The organism is Chitinimonas sp. JJ19 (genome assembly GCF_036961565.1).
In the GTDB taxonomy this organism is placed as follows: Bacteria; Pseudomonadota; Gammaproteobacteria; order Burkholderiales; family Chitinimonadaceae; genus Chitinimonas.
In genome coordinates this window covers 477041-495215 of the sequence record NZ_JBAMDD010000001.1, presented here as the reverse complement: position 1 = coordinate 495215, position 18175 = coordinate 477041, and the positions used below count along the sequence as shown (strand labels likewise).

At 60.8% G+C, this 18175-nt stretch carries 16 protein-coding genes; 3 read left to right on the top strand and 13 right to left on the bottom strand.

Going from position 1 to position 18175, the window contains the following annotated elements; translation table 11 throughout:
• Positions 1-19: 19 nt before the first annotated feature.
• The 12 genes from V7714_RS02190 to gluQRS all read right to left on the bottom strand — a co-directional run bounded on the left by V7714_RS02190 (position 20) and on the right by gluQRS (position 13845).
• Positions 20-742, bottom strand: a complete 723-nt coding sequence (locus V7714_RS02190) for a DUF2306 domain-containing protein (RefSeq protein ID WP_335387666.1) — start codon at positions 740-742, stop codon at positions 20-22.
• Positions 743-1118: 376 nt separating this feature from the next.
• Positions 1119-2657 (bottom strand): amidophosphoribosyltransferase, encoded by a 1539-nt coding sequence (gene purF, locus V7714_RS02185; RefSeq protein WP_290332761.1) that lies wholly within the window; start codon positions 2655-2657, stop codon positions 1119-1121.
• Positions 2658-2861: 204 nt separating this feature from the next.
• Entirely contained in the window at positions 2862-3353 is a 492-nt protein-coding gene (locus tag V7714_RS02180) for a CvpA family protein (protein WP_335387663.1), read from the bottom strand.
• Positions 3350-4057, bottom strand: coding sequence for an SPOR domain-containing protein (locus V7714_RS02175; RefSeq protein WP_335387661.1), 708 nt, complete (start codon positions 4055-4057; stop codon positions 3350-3352). Before V7714_RS02175 ends, V7714_RS02180 begins: the two co-directional genes overlap by 4 nt.
• A gap of 8 nt (positions 4058-4065) precedes the next feature.
• Positions 4066-5334: a bifunctional tetrahydrofolate synthase/dihydrofolate synthase gene (gene folC, locus V7714_RS02170; protein WP_335387658.1), complete on the bottom strand. Its 1269-nt coding sequence runs from the start codon at positions 5332-5334 to the stop codon at positions 4066-4068.
• A 69-nt stretch (positions 5335-5403) separates the two neighbouring features.
• Positions 5404-6273 carry an acetyl-CoA carboxylase, carboxyltransferase subunit beta gene (gene accD, locus V7714_RS02165; protein ID WP_335387655.1) on the bottom strand — a complete coding sequence of 290 codons (870 nt, stop codon included), beginning with the start codon at positions 6271-6273 and terminating at the stop codon, positions 5404-5406.
• A gap of 79 nt (positions 6274-6352) precedes the next feature.
• A complete protein-coding gene (gene trpA, locus V7714_RS02160) occupies positions 6353-7156 on the bottom strand; it encodes a tryptophan synthase subunit alpha (protein WP_335387653.1) in 804 nt (267 codons plus the stop codon).
• Positions 7157-7207: 51 nt separating this feature from the next.
• The gene (trpB, locus tag V7714_RS02155; RefSeq protein ID WP_284196441.1) at positions 7208-8431 is read right to left on the bottom strand and encodes a tryptophan synthase subunit beta; all 1224 of its coding nucleotides are present in this window, start codon (positions 8429-8431) and stop codon (positions 7208-7210) included.
• Positions 8432-8454: 23 nt separating this feature from the next.
• Positions 8455-9075 carry a phosphoribosylanthranilate isomerase gene (locus V7714_RS02150; RefSeq protein WP_335387651.1) on the bottom strand — a complete coding sequence of 207 codons (621 nt, stop codon included), beginning with the start codon at positions 9073-9075 and terminating at the stop codon, positions 8455-8457.
• A 23-nt stretch (positions 9076-9098) separates the two neighbouring features.
• Complete coding sequence (gene truA, locus V7714_RS02145; RefSeq protein WP_335387648.1) at positions 9099-9881, bottom strand: tRNA pseudouridine(38-40) synthase TruA; 783 nt, start codon at positions 9879-9881, stop codon at positions 9099-9101.
• Between the two features lie 98 nt (positions 9882-9979).
• Positions 9980-12733, bottom strand: a complete 2754-nt coding sequence (locus V7714_RS02140) for a FimV/HubP family polar landmark protein (RefSeq protein WP_442890259.1) — start codon at positions 12731-12733, stop codon at positions 9980-9982.
• A 161-nt stretch (positions 12734-12894) separates the two neighbouring features.
• Complete coding sequence (gene gluQRS, locus V7714_RS02135) at positions 12895-13845, bottom strand: tRNA glutamyl-Q(34) synthetase GluQRS (protein WP_335387645.1); 951 nt, start codon at positions 13843-13845, stop codon at positions 12895-12897.
• 78 nt (positions 13846-13923) lie between these two features.
• Between gluQRS and fdxA the strand changes: the two genes are divergently transcribed.
• The gene (fdxA, locus tag V7714_RS02130; protein WP_284196445.1) at positions 13924-14262 is read left to right on the top strand and encodes a ferredoxin FdxA; all 339 of its coding nucleotides are present in this window, start codon (positions 13924-13926) and stop codon (positions 14260-14262) included.
• Between the two features lie 106 nt (positions 14263-14368).
• Here the strand turns inward: fdxA and prpR are convergent, their stop codons facing one another.
• Positions 14369-16270, bottom strand: coding sequence for a propionate catabolism operon regulatory protein PrpR (gene prpR / locus V7714_RS02125; protein WP_335387642.1), 1902 nt, complete (start codon positions 16268-16270; stop codon positions 14369-14371).
• Between the two features lie 284 nt (positions 16271-16554).
• Between prpR and V7714_RS02120 the strand changes: the two genes are divergently transcribed.
• Both V7714_RS02120 and V7714_RS02115 read left to right on the top strand, forming a co-directional pair.
• Positions 16555-17115 (top strand): GNAT family N-acetyltransferase, encoded by a 561-nt coding sequence (locus tag V7714_RS02120; RefSeq protein WP_335387639.1) that lies wholly within the window; start codon positions 16555-16557, stop codon positions 17113-17115.
• A 280-nt stretch (positions 17116-17395) separates the two neighbouring features.
• Positions 17396-18091, top strand: a complete 696-nt coding sequence (locus V7714_RS02115) for a hypothetical protein (protein ID WP_335387637.1) — start codon at positions 17396-17398, stop codon at positions 18089-18091.
• Positions 18092-18175 lie beyond the last annotated feature (84 nt).

The window sequence follows — 18175 nt, the reverse complement described above, 5'->3', positions numbered from 1 at the left end:
GGAACAGCCTCTAAACCGCTCAACCCACCATTCGAGGAAACCACATACCTATCGCCGCCATCGTAGCCCCCACCCCAATGGCGACACTTAATCCCACCAGCAAGGTGGCCACAGCCAGTCGTAGCTTGGCGCCCGCCTGTGACTCGGCCAGAAAGTACAGCTCGAGTACCGCCAAGGGCAGTAGGTAATCTACAAATGCCAGCATAGTGAGAAAAGGCCCTGTAAAGCTATCCGGGTCAAAACCTGCCGGACCACCGTTCACCAGAATCCAGAACATCAAGCCTACCCGGAAGAACCATACACCGCTGACAACCATGAACAAGCGCATGGCACAGCGACGATGCGCGACAAACTGCCGTCGCCTGGCAGCCTGCCAGGCCAGTGCCGCAAAACCCCAGATCAGGACGGCATTGAGTGTCAGCCCAAGATGCTGCCCCATATCACCCACCGCGCCACGCATCCATACCATGTAAAGCCCTGCGCCACTGGCCACCAGCGCCCCCAACATATAGATCCGTCCGTTCCAGCGATGTACGCCTGCTAACCGCTGCCTGAGCCAGGGCAACAGCTGTAGTAGCCCACCTGCAATCACCAGCGCAGCCAAGGCAACATGCAGCGCCATGGCCGTATTGCCGAGCGTATCCCCCGCCCGGTGTGCGTGCGGCACCACTCGGTTCCAGGCTTCGAAGTCGCCCGCCACACCATGCCGGCCGTAGAATGCCAGCAAGTAGGCCACGAACATAAGCTGCCCGAGCACCACTACACCAAACCAGAGCCGCCCAGCCCAAGCCAGCATACGCCGGGAAAAGTCAGCACTGCCTGCCAGCCCTGCCGACCCCACTGCCGCTGTAACTGCTGTTTCACGCGATATAACAGACGCTTGCGTAGTCATCGGTGCCTCTCCAATGCCTTAGGATATCCAGCACTGTGGAATAGCCATTCGCAGATAGACAGACCCATCCGACAGAACGCGGAAGGCGCGAGGTGAAATGCAGCTCAAGCCGATACGGTGCAATATCCCTCGGCAACCGCCGTAAAATGCAAAAACCCACCAAACGGTGGGCTTTTGCGGGCCTGCGCCAAACGCAAGCAATGGCTCATGCAAGCTACAAGCTGCCTTAGATCAGATTTTGCTCCGCCACACCGACATTCATGTCCAGCACGCGGCTACCACCGTCATTGTCCTTGGACAAGGGGCTGGCGCGACGGTTTTCCATCTCATCCAGGTAGGCGGCATCCACGTCACCGGTAATGTACTCGCCAGAGAAGCAGGATGTCTCGAACACCGTGATACTACCCTGGCTGGCATCGCTGACTGCCTGTACCAGCGCATCGAGATCCTGGTAGAACACCGCGTCGGCGCTGATCTCCTTGGCGATCTGAGCATCATTACGTCCGGTCGCAATCAGCTCGGCACGGGTGGGCATATCAATGCCGTACACATGCGGAAAGCGCACCGGTGGCGCCGCCGAGGCGAAGTAGACCTTATTGGCGCCCGCTTCACGCGCCATCATCACGATCTCCTTGGAGGTCGTGCCGCGCACAATGGAGTCGTCCACCAGCAGTACATTGCGCCCCTTGAACTCCACACCTATGGCATTGAGCTTCTGGCGCACCGACTTCTTGCGGGTAGCCTGGCCCGGCATGATGAAGGTCCGGCCGATATAGCGATTCTTTTGAAAACCCTCGCGATAAGGCAGGCCCAAGTGGTTGGCCAACTGTAGGGCACTGGCGCGGCTGGTATCGGGGATGGGTATCACCACATCGATATCCATCTCAGGCAGTTCGCGGCGTATCTTCTCCGCCAGGTTGTCGCCCATATTGAGGCGTGCCTGGTACACCGAGATACCGTCCATGACCGAATCGGGGCGGGCAAAGTAGACATGCTCGAAAATGCACGGGATCAAGGTCGCCTTGTCAGCGCATTGCCGGCTGTGGAACTGGCCGTCCATGGTGATAAACAGGGCTTCACCAGGGGCCACGTCGCGCACCATCTTGAAACCTATGGTATCGAGCGCCACCGACTCGCTGGCCACCAGGTATTCCGTACCTTCGGCCGTCTCATGCTCACCCAGCACCAGTGGCCGGATACCGTGTGGATCACGGAACGCCACCAGGCCGTAACCGGCGATGATGGCTACCACGGCATAGGCACCCTTGACCCGGCGATGCACGGCGGCAATGGCGTCGAATATGGTGTCGGGCTTGAGCGCGAAACCAATGGCTCGCTTCTGCAGCTCGTAGGCAAAGACATTCAGTAGGGCTTCGGAATCCGAATTGGTGTTGATGTGGCGCAGATCATTGCGGTACATCGCCTCCTTCAGTTCCTTGTGGTTGGTCAGGTTGCCGTTGTGCGCCAGGACAATGCCGAAAGGGCTGTTGACGTAAAACGGCTGTGCTTCCGCCAGGCTGGATGCCGAACCCGCCGTGGGATAACGGACATGGCCTATGCCGATATTGCCCATCAGGGAGCGCATATTGCGGGTACGGAACACGTCCGCCACCAGGCCCTGTCCCTTATGCATATGCATCACGCCGCTCTGTTCCGCCGTCACGATACCTGCGGCATCCTGGCCGCGATGCTGCAGGACGAGCAGACCGTCATAGAGCAGTTGGTTAACAGGCGTCTTTGCCACCACACCGAGAATGCCGCACATGATGCTTCCTTGCTTTACAAACCAGTACGGCCTGTCCCGGGTACTCCCGACCAGACAGACCCTGCGGAGGATCGCCAGATACCACTGTTTGCGGGTGAAGACGGCGACTATGAGTACAACATCGGCGCAGCCCCTTGAGGCTAGGCTAACCGGCACTCTCCCAGTGACACCGCATCACAACAAAAAGTGGTCCCTGATGTCCCTCTATTCAAACTTAATATAGGCCGCCAACTGCGGCGGCAACCAGGGTTTGATCGTGACCGCCAGGGCCTCGAAAGGCGGGCTGAACATGGCATCGCGCCAGATGTTCTCGCGCGGCAGGCTAGTCAGGCCAGCCACGATCACCATGGCCAGTACGATCAACACCCCTCGGGCCAAGCCGAACAAGGCCCCGATAAACCGGTCCAGCGGCGCCATGCCGCTGGCTTTCAGAAACTGGGCCACCGTAATGCGTACGATAGCCGAGACAAACCACACACCCAGCAATATGCCGACAAAGCCCGCAATCAGGCGCAATTCGGTCGTGGGCACATCTGCCGGCAGCATGGCGCCAACCGTAGCGGCATACCGCTGCGCCAGCCAGAAACCCAGTATCCAGGCGGCCAGCGATAGTATCTCGGATACGCCACCGCGCAGCACCGCCAGCAGGACTGACATCCCGACTATCACCAGAACCGCGTAGTCAAACCCTGTCATTTGCCAACAATGCTGCTGGATATGCCGGCCCCCGCCAGCTTGGCATGGGCTTTCTCGGCAGCATCGCGGTTGTCATAAGGCCCTGCCCGCAAGCGCGTCAGCGCCCCCTTGTCGGTCTTGATCGCCTCGGTCTGTACTGTCACCCCGGTACCTTTGGCCTTGGCGACCAGCCCCAGCGCCTTGTCTTTATCGGCAAAAGCACCCAGTTGCAAAAAGAACCGTGTATCGGCAGCCGGCTTGGGCTTGGCTGCAGTATCAGCCTCTTCCTCCATGCCAGCCAGTATCCTGGCAGGGTCCTTGTGCACCTCGGCAGGCTTGCTCTCGGGCTTTTTCTCCACCGGCTTGGCTTCTGGTTTGGGCTCGGGCTTTGCCACCGGCTTGGCCTGGGGCTCAGGCTTGGCGACAGGTGGTGTGGTTTCGACTACCGGAGGCGTCAACGGCGGCTGCGCCTGTTTGGCTGCCGCCACTTCCGGCAGCGGCGGAAACGGTGCTGGCGCTGGCGTCGGTGTCACCGTTCCGGCCAGCCCCGGTGTCGTACTGACGATGGCCACGGGCTCGCTAGCCAGGCTTTGCGGCGGTTTGTCATCCATCACCGTCCACAACACCACCAGCGCCACGAGCACCAGGGCAACAGCCCCTACCAGGCGGCGGCGCGCACGTTTCTTGAGGGTAGTGAGTTCTTCGCTGATCGGGGCGTCGGCCATATCTGTCTTCAGCGCGGCTTCAGTGCAAGTACATCGGCCACGACCTTGAAACATCCAAAGGCCGCGATTCTATCATTTTCCCCGGCTGCCAGCCTCGCCGCAGCATAAGCCTCTGCAACATCAGGATAAATATGTACGCGACCACGTGCGCCAGAGGCTGCAATCAACCCGGCGATGACCTCGGGCGACTCCGCCCTCGGTACGTCCAGGGCAGGTACATGCCAGACGTCGATCCTGTCGTGCAACAGCGCCAGCACGCCTGCAATATCCTTGTCCGCCAGCCCACTGAAGATGGCATGAGTGGTCTCGAAGAAACCCTGGTTCAACAGATTCTGCGCCAGCGACCCGGCAGCATGGGGATTATGGGCCACATCCAGCACAATGGAAGGACGCCCCGGTAATACCTGGTAACGACCCGCCAGTGTCACTTCCAGCAGGCCGCGCTTGATATCACCTATGCCTACCGGTACCCGGTCATGCAAGGCATCCAGTATGGCAATCACCAGGCTGGCATTACCCAACTGGAAAGCGCCGCGCAGGGCAGGAAAAGGCAATCCTGGCTTCTGCCCATGGCGGCCTCGCCAGCGCCACTGCGTGGTTTCGTTGACATAGCTGAAGTCGCGCCCTATCACCTGCAGGTCGGCCCCGATGGCGGCCGCATGGTCCAACAGGCTTTGCGGCGGCCTGGGGTCGGCACAGAACGCCGGCTTGCCAGCCCGGAAGATACCCGCCTTCTCAAAACCGATGGCCTCGCGGGTATCACCCAGGAATCCCTGGTGATCCAGGTCCACACTGACCACCGCCGCCACATCGGGCTCGAAGACATTTACTGCATCCAGGCGCCCACCCAGGCCTACCTCCAGGACGGCAACGTCCACATTCGCCGCCATAAAGTGGTGCATGGCCGCCAAGGTGCCGAACTCAAAATAGGTAAGCGACGTATCGCCCCGCGCCGTCTCGACCGCACGCAGGCCGGCCACAATATCCTCATCGCTGGCCGGCACCAGGTTGATGGCAACACGTTCGTTGTAATCCAGCAGGTGCGGGCTCGCATAGGTGCCCACCTTGAAGCCGGCCGCCCGGTAGGCGGCCGACAACATGGCGCAGGTCGACCCCTTGCCATTGGTGCCGCCGACGATGATGACGGGAAATGCCGGTCGCAACCCCATGGCATCGCGTACCTGGGCCACGCGGGCCAAGCCCATGTCGATGGCGCTTGGATGCAGTTGCTCCAGATGTTGCAGCCATTCCGGCAGGGTTTTCGCATCAAAGCGCATGCTTATCCATTCCGATAACAGACACGGCCGCATCGCGCGGCCGTGTCTGGTTAAGCCTCAGTCTCGCAATCAAACCGCCACAGCGGGCTGTTTGCTCAATAGCGTAATCAGGGCCGCCAAGCGCTGACGCAGCTCTCGGCGGTCCACGATCATATCAATGGCGCCTTTTTCCAGCAGGAATTCCGCCCGCTGGAAGCCTTCTGGCAGGGTCTCCCGCACCGTCTGCTCGATCACGCGAGGGCCGGCAAAACCGATCAGCGCGCCCGGTTCAGCTATCACCACGTCGCCGAGGAAGGCAAACGAGGCAGACACACCACCCATGGTGGGGTCGGTCAGCAAAGAAATAAAGGGCAGCCCCTTATCCGCCAGGCGAGTCAGGATGGCGCTGGTCTTGGCCATCTGCATCAACGACATCAGACCCTCCTGCATGCGTGCACCGCCCGAAGCCGATACGCAGATAAAGGGACAGCCATTGTCTATGGCTGCCTGCGCACCACGCACAAAGCGTTCGCCCACCACCGAGCCCATGGAGCCACCGATGAACTTGAACTCGAACGCGGCTATCACTACCGGCAAGGTATGGATAGCACCCTGCATCACCACCATGGCGTCTTCTTCGCCACTGTTTTCACGCGCCGCGTCCAACCGTTCCGGATAGCGTTTCGAATCCTTGAACTTGAGAAAATCAGTAGGGCGCACCTCGGCGCCTATTTCCACCCTGCCCTCCACATCCAGCATCAAATCCAGCCGGCGGCGTGCTGTTACGGCATTGTGATGGCCGCACTTCGGGCACACTTCCAGATTATTCTCAAGATCAGTACGGTACAGCACAGCCTCACAGGCCGAACACTTGCTCCACAAACCTTCCGGCACCGACTTGCTGGGGCCGGTAGGTTTGGCCTTGATCTTGGGGGGCAGCAGTTTCTGCAACCAGCTCATGCATATCTCCTACGCTGTTTGGTTATCTCAACCAAGCGCTTGAAAAATCAAAGGGCCGCATGGGCGGCCCTGTTTGGGATTATTGTCGGGCCGCATCCATGGCGCTACGCACCTCGCGCAGAAAGGCCGTCAGCCTCACTGCCGCATCGGCGCCGTGCTCCTCGACCTCCTGCACCAGGCGGCTGCCTATGATCACCGAATCGGCAATCCGTGCCACGGCCTGTGCCGATGCCGCATCGCGTATGCCAAAACCCACCCCTATGGGCAGGCTCAACTGGCCACGCAGATGCGCCAGCTTGCTGGCAACGCTATCGATATCCAGCGTAGCCGCACCTGTCACGCCCTTGAGCGAGACATAGTAGACATAACCAGCAGCATGCTTGGCCACTTCCGCCACACGCCAATCGGGGGTCGTGGGCGCCAACAGGAAAATCGGGTCCAGCCCATGTGCCTTGAGGGTGTCGGACAGCGCCGCAGCCTCTTCGGGCGGCAGATCAACGGTGAGCACACCATCAACGCCCGCCTCGCTGGCGGCCTTGGCGAACACCTCATAGCCCATCGCCTCCACCGGGTTGGCATAGCCCATCAGCACCACAGGGGTCTCGGCGTCGCGGCGGCGGAAGTCACGCACCATTTCCAGTACATTGGTCAGGCTGACACCATGCGCCAACGCCCGTTCGGACGCCTTCTGGATCACCGGGCCATCGGCCATGGGGTCAGAGAAAGGTACGCCCAGTTCAACAATATCAGCACCGCCGGCCACCAGGGCATGCATCAGGCCCACGGTGGCAGCAGGGTGCGGGTCACCAGCGGTGATATAAGGTATCAACGCCTGCTTCTGCTGCGATTTCAGGCGAGAGAAAACAGTCTGTATACGGGCCATAAGGTCAGAAGACTCGCACCGACCGCAATCGCGGCCGGCTTAGGTAAAGGCTTACAGTTCGATACCGGACAGCTTGGCGACAGTCGGAATATCCTTGTCGCCGCGGCCGGACAAATTGACCAGGATGATCTGATCGCGAGGCAGGGTTGGCGCCAGGCGCTTGGCATAGGCCAAGGCATGGCTGGACTCCAGCGCCGGGATGATCCCCTCGGTACGGCATAGCTCATGGAAGGCGGCCAGCGCCTCATCATCATTGGCAGCCGTATATTCTACCCTGCCCATGTCCTTAAGGTAGCTATGTTCTGGGCCTACACCCGGATAGTCCAGCCCGGCCGAGATGGAATGGGTCTCGATAATCTGGCCATGTGCATCCTGCATCAGGTAGGTACGATTGCCGTGCAGCACGCCCGGACGCCCTGCCGACAGCGGCGCTGCGTGGCGGCCGGTCTCCACGCCATCACCACCCGCTTCCACGCCTATCATGCGCACGCCAGGCACCTGGATATAGGGATAGAACATGCCGATGGCGTTGGAGCCGCCACCCACACACGCCACCACCACATCGGGCTGGCGCCCCGCCATTTCCACCATCTGCACCTTGGATTCCTCACCGATCACGGCCTGGAAGTCGCGCACCAGCATGGGATAGGGGTGCGGTCCTGCCGCCGTGCCCAAAATGTAGAAGGTATGGTCGACATTGGTCACCCAGTCGCGCATGGCCTCGTTCAGCGCATCCTTGAGGGTGCGCGAGCCCGATGTCACCGGTACGACGGTAGCGCCCATCAGCTTCATGCGATAGACATTGGCCGCCTGCCGCTGCACATCCTCGGCACCCATATAGACCACGCACTCCATACCATAACGGGCCGCCACCGTGGCGGAGGCCACGCCGTGCTGGCCCGCACCGGTCTCGGCAATCACCCGCTTCTTGCCCATGCGGCGCGCCAGCAGTGCCTGGCCTATGGTGTTGTTGATCTTGTGCGCACCGGTGTGGTTCAGGTCTTCCCGCTTGAGATAGATCTGTGCGCCACCCAGCACTTCGGACCAGCGCTTGGCATGGTAGATCGGGCTGGGACGGCCCACATAGTGCTTGAGCTCATAGCGATACTCGTCCATGAAGGCCTTGTCGGCCTTGGCACGGGCGTACTCCTGCTTGAGCTCGTCCAGCGCGGCCATCAGGGTTTCGGCTACATAGATACCGCCATACTCGCCAAACCGGCCACGGGCATCGGGCAGATCGTAAACATCAGGAACAGGTAGATCGTTGATATGCATCGGTTTTCCGGTTGAAACTGGCTTTAATGATGTTGCCGGACGGCTGCAATGAACTGCGCCACCCGGTCGAGATCCTTGATGCCACGCTGAGACTCAACGCCACTGGAGACATCCACCGCCCACGGGCGCACCGTCCCGATTGCCTCAGCCACATTGGTGGCATCCAGGCCGCCAGACAGTATCAATGGCAGGGGCAGCGACGCTGGCAACAAGTTCCAGTCAAAGCGCTCACCCGTGCCACCATGCGCCAATGGCGAGTAGGCATCGCACAGCAATCCTCTGGCATCCGCATAGCGGTCTGCCAATTCTAACAAATCAAGGCCGGGTTTTACCCGCACCGCCTTGATATAGGGCCGCCCAAATGCCCGGCAGTATTCCGGTGGCTCGTCACCATGGAACTGCAGCAGGTCCAGCGGCAGGGTGCGCAGCACCCCTTCCACCAGGCTGGGGTCGGCATCCACGAACAAACCCACGGTACTGACGAAGGGTGGCAAGGCCGCCACAATCTCGTGCGCCGTATTGATGGACACATGGCGTGGGCTGGCTTCATGGAACACCAGGCCTATGGCATCGGCACCCAGGGCGGCAGTGGCCCTGGCGGTCGCGACATCACGCAGGCCGCAGATCTTGATTCTTGCTGTCATGGGGGAGCAATGGCGAAATCAGACTAAACCAGATAGTGGCGGAAGGCGGGCTCGCTGGCAATGCCGAAGTCAGCCGGATAGCTGACACCGGCAAAATACAAGCCATCTGGCATAAAGGTCGGCGGCGCGATGGTGCGATCACGTGCTGCCAGCAACTCCGCCATCCAGGCCGGTTGTGCCGCGCCTTTGCCGATATGGATCAAGGCCCCTGTCAGGTTGCGCACCATATGGTGCAGAAAGCCCCCTGCCGAGACATCCAGGCGCAGCAGGTCGCCCTCGCGCACAATTTCAAAACGGGTCATGCGCTTGACCGGGCTGGCTGCCTGGCACTCTGATGAGCGGAAACTGGAAAAATCATGCTCGCCCAGCACATAGCTACCTGCCTCGCGCATGGCCTCCACGTCCAGCGGCGCATGGTGCCAGCCCACTCGCCCTGCCAGAATGGCCGACCGGACCGGATGATTCAGCAACAGATAGCGATAGTGCCGCGCCGTGGCAGAGAAACGGGCATGAAATCGATCATCCATTTCGCGCGCCCACAATACAGCCACACCTTCAGGCAGAAAGCTGTTCACGCCGCGTACCCAGGCAGTCACTGGCCGCCTGGCGCCAGTATCGAAATGGGCGACCTGCTGGCAGGCATGCACCCCCGCATCGGTACGGCCTGCTGCGTGCAGGCGCACCTTCTCACCGGCCATACGCCCTATCGCCGCCTCCAACGCATCCTGCACGCTCCTACCGCTGGGCTGCGCCTGCCAGCCACAGAAGGCTCGGCCATCATATTCAATACCCAGTGCAATGCGCATGGCACCAACCCATCTCTAATCCCAGTACAAAAACAAAACGTGGGTCGCTTAGCGACCCACGTTCCATTTTGCCTCAAGCGGGGCCAGGCCCCTAGCAATTACAGCTGTGCCAGCAAAGACTCCGCAGTGGACTTTTGCTCGGAATTACCCTCGCTCATGGCCTCCTGCAGTATTTCACGCGCACCTTCCTTGTCGCCCATATCGATATAGGCTCTGGCCAGATCAATCTTGGTGGTCACCGGATCATCCAGTTCCGCGCCAAAATCCATCACGTCCGTGCCGTTAGCCGCTTCGGGCGCAATGTCCAAGTCCAAACCCATACCGTCCATATCCAGCGTATCTGCCGAGGCAGCGTCAGGCGATGCCACCGGGGCCTCACCCATGTCGAAATTGAAATCGAGGCCAGCCGCCAAGTCCGGCGTATCCAGCTCAGCCAGCGGCTCATCCGACACAGGCAGGGCGAAGTCCGGCATGTCCGAGCCCAGATCCAGCGGTGCGGCAGCCTTGGCTGCAGGTTCATTAGGCAGGTCGAGCGGGATATCCAGCGAGAGAATGCCATCATCGGCAGCTGCCTCGGGTGCAGCGGCCGCAGCCGGCGCATCGAGGTTAAACTCACCGATGTCGAAGTCCATCTCGGCCTCAGCCGCTACCGGCGGAGGCGTCATGTCTGGCATGCCGGCCGACAGATCCAGCGGCGCCTCAGCAGGTGCCGCAGGTTCAGCGCCCAAGCCCAGATCAAAATCCAGCGAATCACCGGCCGCCGGCTGTGCCGCCGCCTCGCCCGCATCCAGCTGGAAGTCCAGGTCCAGACCAGCCGCCGATGCTTCGGCCGCAGGCTGGGCAAACCGGGCAGTTTCCTGCGCCATCTCACCCAGCGTACCCGCCGAGAGAATCATGGTCTTGTCCAGCGCACCGGTATCAACCGGCGCCTGCTGCTGATAAAGCGAGTTCTGCGGATCAAGGGCACGGCCCATTTCAGCCGCCTGCGCCCACAGCGGACCCTGTCCCTGCGTACCGGAATACAGTTCCCGTGCGGTGCTCTCAAACGCCGCAGCATTCTTGCGGGCGCTGTAGATTTCCAACAGCTTCAAGCGTACTTCCTGGCGGCTGCCGTCACGTGTCAAGGCATCCTTGAGTATCTCCTCGGCCTGGGCATCACGGCCATAGGCCATATACACCTCGGCTTCGGCAATCGGGTCCACTTCATCGGTATCGATGGTACCAAGGCCAGCACGGCTGAAGTCTGTGAGGAAGGAGTTCTCCGTCACACCCGTGCTGATAACCGCACCACCGGTGTTGCCCACCATGGTGTTGGATTTCAGGTCCGAGCCGGTAATCACGCTATCTTCAAAGCTGCCCTTCTTGCGACGGCGGGCAAACCAGAGGCCACCACCGGCCAGCAGGGCCAGTGCCAGACCACCCGCACCCAGCACCATCGGGTCTTCCAACAAGGAAGGTTCCGGTTCCGGCTCCGGTATCACGATAGGCGGACGTTTCTTCTTGGGCTTGGGCGGCTCAACAGGTGCCACCACCGGCGGTGCCGGTTCAGCCACTACGGGTGCGCCAGCCTCCGGATTCAGCGGGGCTTCCACTGCAGGTGCAGCAGTCACGGCGCCTGGGGCCGGTGTAGCCTCGGCTGGCACAGGTGTAGGCAAAGGCGGGGCTGTTACGACGGGCTTGGCCGGTTCCACTGCTACGGGCTTAGCGGCCTTGGCAGCTTCAGCCTGCTTCTGCAGATCGGCACCTTGCTTGCTCTTCAGTGCCAACAATTCTTCCAGCTTCTTGTTGGTCTTTTCCAGCTCGCTGACCCGCTGGCTGGCCTCAGCCAAGGCCTTCTGCCGTGCTGTCGACTCTTCTTCCAGGGTCTGCACGCGCTCCTTGAGCTTGCCATCCTCGCCCTTGGAGAGCTTCAAGGTGTCCTTGCCGGCAGACTCTGGTGCCTTGACCTTGTCTTCGACCTTGGCCGTAATCTTGCCGGCACCGGGTGTGGCTTCCGCCTGCGAGGCCCCAGCGCTATCGGCCAGCTTGGCGCGGTATGCACGCCAATCCTGGGCCTGCACCCGTATTTCCTGGGCCGCTTCCGATGGCGTGATACTGCTCAGGGCATCCTTGTCGGGGATGTTGAGTATCTTGCCCTTGCGCAGGCGGTTCATATTCTTGCCATCAAAAGCCCCCTGATTGGCACGATAGATACCAACCAGCATCTGCTCCAGGCTCACACCCTCAACCATGTTCATGCGCGCTACGCCCACCAGCGTATCGCCCGTCCGCACCGTATAGGCGCCAGCATCACCGGGTGCTTCTTCGGCTACGGGCTGAGGTTGAGGCTGCTTGGCGGGCTCAGGCTTTGGGGCGACAGGCTTGGGTGCGGTTGCCTGCACCGGCTGTGCCACTGGCTGCGTCGCCGGCCGGCTGGCGGCCACAGGGGCCGTGGTAGTAGCCGCGTTGTAGCCCACCGGATCCAGCAGCGCGGTGTATTCACGTAATACGCGGCCACCTTCCCACTTCAGTTCGATCAGGAAGTTCAGCGCAGGCTCATTGACGCTTTGCGAAGAATTGACCGAGATAAAGTACTGCCCGTTTGAGCGCTTATCCAGGCTGAAGCGCAAGCCCAACGAGGATGAAGGGTATTCGATTTGGGCTTCCCGATAGGAATCGGGGGCGGCCAACCCGGCACGCAAGGACTCGATCTCGGCTGCCTGTACGGCAACGAGGTCTATTTCAGCACGTAGCGGCTGGCCCAGGCCCGACAGCACATTCAAGCGCCCGAGGCCTGCTGAATGAACGGCAACGGGTAACGTCGCCAAGGCAACAGCCGCGACAGTGGCCTTAAGTTTTGATCTGATTCGCACGGCTCCCACCTTTTTTGCGGAGTCAAAATTCCGACAAATAAATTAACATCATGGGGTTATGCACGCAAGCTCGCGTGCCACCTGAGTTTAGACAGCGATTGCGGCAAATAAAAAGAAAAAAGTTTGCCGCTTACATTTCAATGGGATACATGACATTGGCGTTAAACCGGTTCGTCGCTGCCGCACAACGGTTCCACCAAGTCCCTGCACGTAGGCACTTTGTCAAGTCGCCAATTCGTGAAGGCCCAAGACCAGATATCGGTCAGACTAGCCGAAAATAAAGCATCAGGTGGCATCTGTCCCAATTTATCCAGCGTCTGGCACAACAATAGCGACCTGCGCGACATATCCAGGGGCGCAGCGCGGGTCTGTTTACTGAGTTTCTCACCCGCAGAATTGATCAATACCGGCAGGTGCGCGTATTGCGGTTGCGGATATCCCAGCACCTGCTGCAAATAGATTTGCCTCGGGGCTGAGTCCAGCAAGTCCGCCCCCCTGACTATATGGCTAATTGCCTGCTCGGCATCATCCACCACCACAGCCAGCTGATAGGCAAAATAGCCGTCCGCACGCAAAAGCACAAAATCGCCCAAGTCGCGGGCCAGATTCTGCCGCTGCAAACCCTGTAGCGCATCGGTAAATGTTACGGTGACATTATCGGCCAGCTTTATACGCCATGCTCTACCGGTTTTACCGGCTGGCAGTCCGGCGCGGCATGTCCCTGGATAAACCGGCCCGTCTATGCCGCGCACGCTGGAATCTGCAATCTCGCGTCGGGTGCAGGCGCAGGCATAGGCCTGCCCATCGCGCTGCAGGCCGGCCAGCACCTCGCGGTAGCGATCAAGCCGGCGACTCTGATACATCACCTCGCCATCCCACTCAAAGCCGAAGCCTGCCAAGGTCCGCAATATGTCATCAGCCGCCCCCGGCATCTCACGCGGCGGGTCCAGGTCTTCCATCCTCACCAACCAACGTCCACCACGGGCGCGCGCCTCCAGGTAGCTCCCCACCGCCGACAGCAGCGAGCCGGCATGCAGCGGGCCGGTGGGGCTGGGCGCAAAGCGCCCGATGTAGGGTGGGCTTATGATGGTGGCGTCTTTGGAAATAACCATGCTGTGCGGGGAGTCTTGAGCGCTTCTGTTACAATCGTCAAAAATTTCAGCGTCGCAAGAATTAAAGGACTGAGCGATATGACGTACGTGGTGACCGATGCCTGCGTGAAGTGCAAATATACCGACTGCGTGGATGTCTGTCCGGTGGACTGCTTCCGCGAAGGCCCCAATTTCCTGGTGATCGACCCGGACGAGTGCATAGATTGCACCCTGTGCGTGGCTGAGTGCCCGGTCGAGGCCATCTACGCCGAGGATGATGTGCCCGCCGACCAGCAAGCCTATATCCAAATCAACGCAGAACTGTCCCGGAACCCGGCCTGGACACCCATCGTTGAGAAGAAAGACCCGCTGCCCGATCACGACCAGTGGTCCACAGTGAAGAACAAGCTGCCGCATCTGGATCGCAACGGCGCCTGAATCTGACCGCACCAAGGGTAAGCAAGCACTTGCCTGGCAACGCCCGCCCCTCCCAGGTGGGCGTTTTTCTTTGCCTACAAATCAGCCCACTACCCCACCGAAGTCATTACTCGGCCTCGCGCAGTATCCGCCACAGTGTGGTGCGGCTAATACCCAGGCGCGCCGCCGCCAAGGCCCTGTCACCACCGCACTCAGCCAGGACAGCTTGCAGGCGCTGGCGTCTCGCGGTATCTGCAGTCTTGGCCAGCGATGCGTCTACCGCATCAGCCGCCGTCAGCTCCGGCGCCAAGCGACGTATATCGCTATCACGCAAACTGCCGTGCGCACACAGAAACACCGCCAGCCGCTCCACCAGGTTTTGCAGTTCGCGCACATTGCCAGGCCAGCCATAGCCCAGACTCGCCCTGACCAGGGGTACGACCAAGGCATCGGCAGGCTGCTTTGCGCCCAACCGCTGCAGTGCATCGGCAGCCAACCGCCTCGCCAGCAACACCACGTCCTGACCACGCTGCGCCAAGGCAGGCAAGGTCAGGCTGAGGATATTGAGCCGGTAATACAGGTCCACACGGAATCGCCCTGCCGCCATCACCTCCTTCAACTCGGCATGGGTGGCCGCTATCACCCGCACATCCACCGGTACAGGCTCCGATGCCCCTAGCCGCAAGACCTCTCGCTCCTGCAGCACACGCAGCAGACGCGTCTGCAAGGGCAGTGGCATATCGCCTATCTCATCCAGGAACAAGGTTCCGCGATGCGCCAGTTCGATCAGACCAGACTTGCCTCCGCGACGCGAGCCGGTAAACGCCCCTTCCTCATGGCCAAATAACTCCGATTCCAGCAAGGTCTCGGGAAAGGCCGCGCAATTGAGCGCAACAAACGGACCGTCCACCCGTTTTGAGGCCTGGTGTATGCCCTGGGCAAACAACTCCTTGCCCGTGCCCGAAGCACCACCGATCAGCACCGACGAATCCGTGCCCGCATACAGCAGGGCCAACTCGCGCGCCTCCTTGATCAACGGCGCATCACCCAACACATCGGCCAGGCTGTATTTCGCACGAAATGGGCTGCGGCGCGCTTCAGCCCGTAACTTTCGGTCTGCCCGCTCAATGGCGGTCGATTCCTGCAAGGTCAGTACCGCCCCTACCTGCAACCCAGCCTCCATCAAGGGCAGGCGCTGGCTTACCAGCCTGCGGCCGGCCACCGTTACCACCTCGTCGCGCCGCCCTTCACCGCTTTTCAGCACACTGGCCAGCGATAGCTCAGGCGCCAGCTCGGACAGCCGCCTGCCTTCGGCCCACTCCCCGGCCACACCGACCAAGGCAGCCAGCGCCGGGTTGATGGTCTGCACCCGCTCGTCCATATCAACCGCTGCCACGCCTTCGGCTAGGCTCTCCAGTATCCGGTCCAGCCGCTCCCGCTTGGCCTCCTCCAGCCTGGCCACCCGGGTCAGCTCCAGCGCGGCTTCAATCGCCGCCAATATGGAATCCACCGAGTAGATCAGTACCGCAGGTAAACCATGCAGGCCCGCCCAATGCACAATCTGGCTAGACCCCACCACAACGGGGCGAGCTGTGTGCGCCAAAGAATCAAGGTGCCGACGAGCCTCCTCGTCACCGTCATAGATCAGCGGCGTCAACTCCAGATTCAGTATCGGTTTCAGCGACTCGAATTCATCCGCCAACCGTCGGCGCGTCAGCAAAACAGCACGCGGGTTAAGCCGGCGGGCGGCAAGCAGCGCGTGCAATATGTCGTAGCCCGTCACCTTGATCTGCACCACGGGGATATCCAAGGCACTCCGCAGCAGCTCCGCCCCACGGCCTGCTGCGATCACGGCATCCAACCTGCCTTGCCGCACCAGCTCACGCACATTGGGCAAGGCCGCCTCGGCAGGCATTTCTATCAGTTGCAGCTCATAGCGCTGCCCTATCCCTGCCAGCACACCATGTGTCAGTTCAGCCAGGGCACGTGTTGCCACCACAGCCAACCGGGGTATCGATTGCCTTGCCATCGTTTGCCATTCCTGCAGATTGTTGTGTTCTGACTGCACCGTTGTGCGCAGAGCCCCGGCGGCAATTATTTCATTATTGCAACAACGCAAGGTTAAAATTGAAACCCTACCTGCGCGGCAGCAATCTGTGCCAGGTGCGATCAACCTAGCCCTCGGTCGTCGCTTGATCTGCCCCCTACGCCCGCAAGTACCCAGCTCCCGCCAAACGCATGCAAAGCGCAGGCCGACCTGGCTCCTCCGCAGCGGGCGGTCTGGCTGGCAATACCCAAGAAAGGAAAACAGCAATGTCCTTCTCCCTGCATGGCGACCGCGTCATCGTCCGTGAATGGCGCGACAGTGATGTAGAGGCCTTCGTCGCCCTCAACGCCGACCCCGAAGTACGGCGCTTCTTCCCCAGCGTACTCAGCCGCGAACAAAGCCTTGCGGAGCTCGGCCGTATCCGCGAACACGGCCAGCGCGAGGGCTTTACCTTCTGGGCGGTGGAAGTGCCCGGCGTAGCCGAACTGATCGGCTTTACCGGCTTGCTGCGCACCCCCTACTCCACCCACTTCACGCCCTGCGTCGAAATAGGCTGGCGCATGGCGCGAGCCTACTGGGGTAAGGGCTACGCCACTGAAGCCGCCCGGCTTTGTCTGGATTGGGGCTTTCAACAGGAAGGCATCGATGAAATCGTCGCCTTGGCCACCCTGACCAATCTGCCCTCGCACGCCGTCATGGAACGCCTGGGCATGCAGCGCAATCCGGCCGATGACTTCGACCACCCCAGGCTGGAAGCAGGCCACCCCCTGCGACCCCACCTGCTTTACCGAATCAAGCGGCAAGACAGACGGCAGATGCAGGCCTGATCTGCTGGCACACCGGTGTTTGGCCAACCTATTATTAGTTGGCCCAACCCTGAACTTGGGCCCGCCCTGCAGGGACAAACCCAGGTAGTGCAAGACAGCGACGCGATAGGAGCGCACGACCCTGGCGGTACGGCCCATACCCGATATCGATATATCCTGCACGGCTGATGGAACGTAAGTAAATGCTGAAATTCATCTAAAACACAGAGCTTGTACTCTTGTGCTAACTTTGCCCCGCTGCAGACGATGCGGCGAGACATGACACGAGGGAAACACTGTAATGATGGCGATTATGCGCAAGACCGAAGCCGGCCAGCAGGCGCTGCAGGCACGCGAAGGTGGTACCAAGTTGCCGGTACGCCTGCGCACCCTGCTGCTGCAGGTGGACGGTCAAAAGAACAGCGAGCAACTGGTTCAACTGGCCGTGTCGCTGGGCAGCCCGGCCGAAACAGTCGACAAACTGCTGGAGTTGGGTCTGATCGAGCCTTTGCCCGGCAGCGTAGTCGAGCCACCCGCCCCCCCAGCCCCCAGCCAACGCGAGATTGCCGCAGCTGCCATGGCCACGGTGGCCGTCACCATCAAGCCAGCGGCGCCAACGCCTCCCCTTGCCGCGCCACCTGTCGTATCTACAGCAACCGTTGTTGCACAAACCGCAGCGCCGGTAGCGACACCCGCAACAGCCGCTGTCGACGACACCCAGCTTGAAGACATCCCGGTTTCCAGCAAACTGCCCGAACACCTGCGCCCGGTGGCGGCGCTGATGCGCCAGCTGGTGGAGAAGCACCTGGGACTCAAGGCCATGCTGCTCAAGCGCCGCATCAGCCACTGCGATGACGAGAAGGAACTGCGTCTGGCGCTGGTGGCCCTGCGTGAAGCATTGGCAAAAGCCAGCAACAATGCCCAGGCCGATGCCATTCTGCAGGAGGTCTACACCCATCTGCCCATGATAGGCCTCAATCGGGCCAAGACGTTCTAGGCCACCGCAGGGGCGTCCAGTGGTGCTTGTCCCTATCTGTCCTGTTCTGGTCAGGTTTCGGCACTGTAGCTCGTGGGGATGTTG

Coding starts and splice junctions, on each gene's coding strand:
- V7714_RS02180 (WP_335387663.1), bottom strand. CDS start 3,353: ATGACAGGGTTTGACTACGCGGTTCTGGTGATAGTCGGGATGTCAGTC.
- V7714_RS02150 (WP_335387651.1), bottom strand. CDS start 9,075: ATGACAGCAAGAATCAAGATCTGCGGCCTGCGTGATGTCGCGACCGCC.
- fdxA (WP_284196445.1), top strand. CDS start 13,924: ATGACGTACGTGGTGACCGATGCCTGCGTGAAGTGCAAATATACCGAC.
- truA (WP_335387648.1), bottom strand. CDS start 9,881: ATGCGCATTGCACTGGGTATTGAATATGATGGCCGAGCCTTCTGTGGC.
- V7714_RS02120 (WP_335387639.1), top strand. CDS start 16,555: ATGTCCTTCTCCCTGCATGGCGACCGCGTCATCGTCCGTGAATGGCGC.
- accD (WP_335387655.1), bottom strand. CDS start 6,273: ATGAGCTGGTTGCAGAAACTGCTGCCCCCCAAGATCAAGGCCAAACCT.
- purF (WP_290332761.1), bottom strand. CDS start 2,657: ATGTGCGGCATTCTCGGTGTGGTGGCAAAGACGCCTGTTAACCAACTG.
- gluQRS (WP_335387645.1), bottom strand. CDS start 13,845: ATGGTTATTTCCAAAGACGCCACCATCATAAGCCCACCCTACATCGGG.
- prpR (WP_335387642.1), bottom strand. CDS start 16,270: ATGGCAAGGCAATCGATACCCCGGTTGGCTGTGGTGGCAACACGTGCC.
- trpB (WP_284196441.1), bottom strand. CDS start 8,431: ATGCATATCAACGATCTACCTGTTCCTGATGTTTACGATCTGCCCGAT.
- trpA (WP_335387653.1), bottom strand. CDS start 7,156: ATGGCCCGTATACAGACTGTTTTCTCTCGCCTGAAATCGCAGCAGAAG.
- V7714_RS02115 (WP_335387637.1), top strand. CDS start 17,396: ATGATGGCGATTATGCGCAAGACCGAAGCCGGCCAGCAGGCGCTGCAG.
- V7714_RS02190 (WP_335387666.1), bottom strand. CDS start 742: ATGTTCGTGGCCTACTTGCTGGCATTCTACGGCCGGCATGGTGTGGCG.
- folC (WP_335387658.1), bottom strand. CDS start 5,334: ATGCGCTTTGATGCGAAAACCCTGCCGGAATGGCTGCAACATCTGGAG.
- V7714_RS02175 (WP_335387661.1), bottom strand. CDS start 4,057: ATGGCCGACGCCCCGATCAGCGAAGAACTCACTACCCTCAAGAAACGT.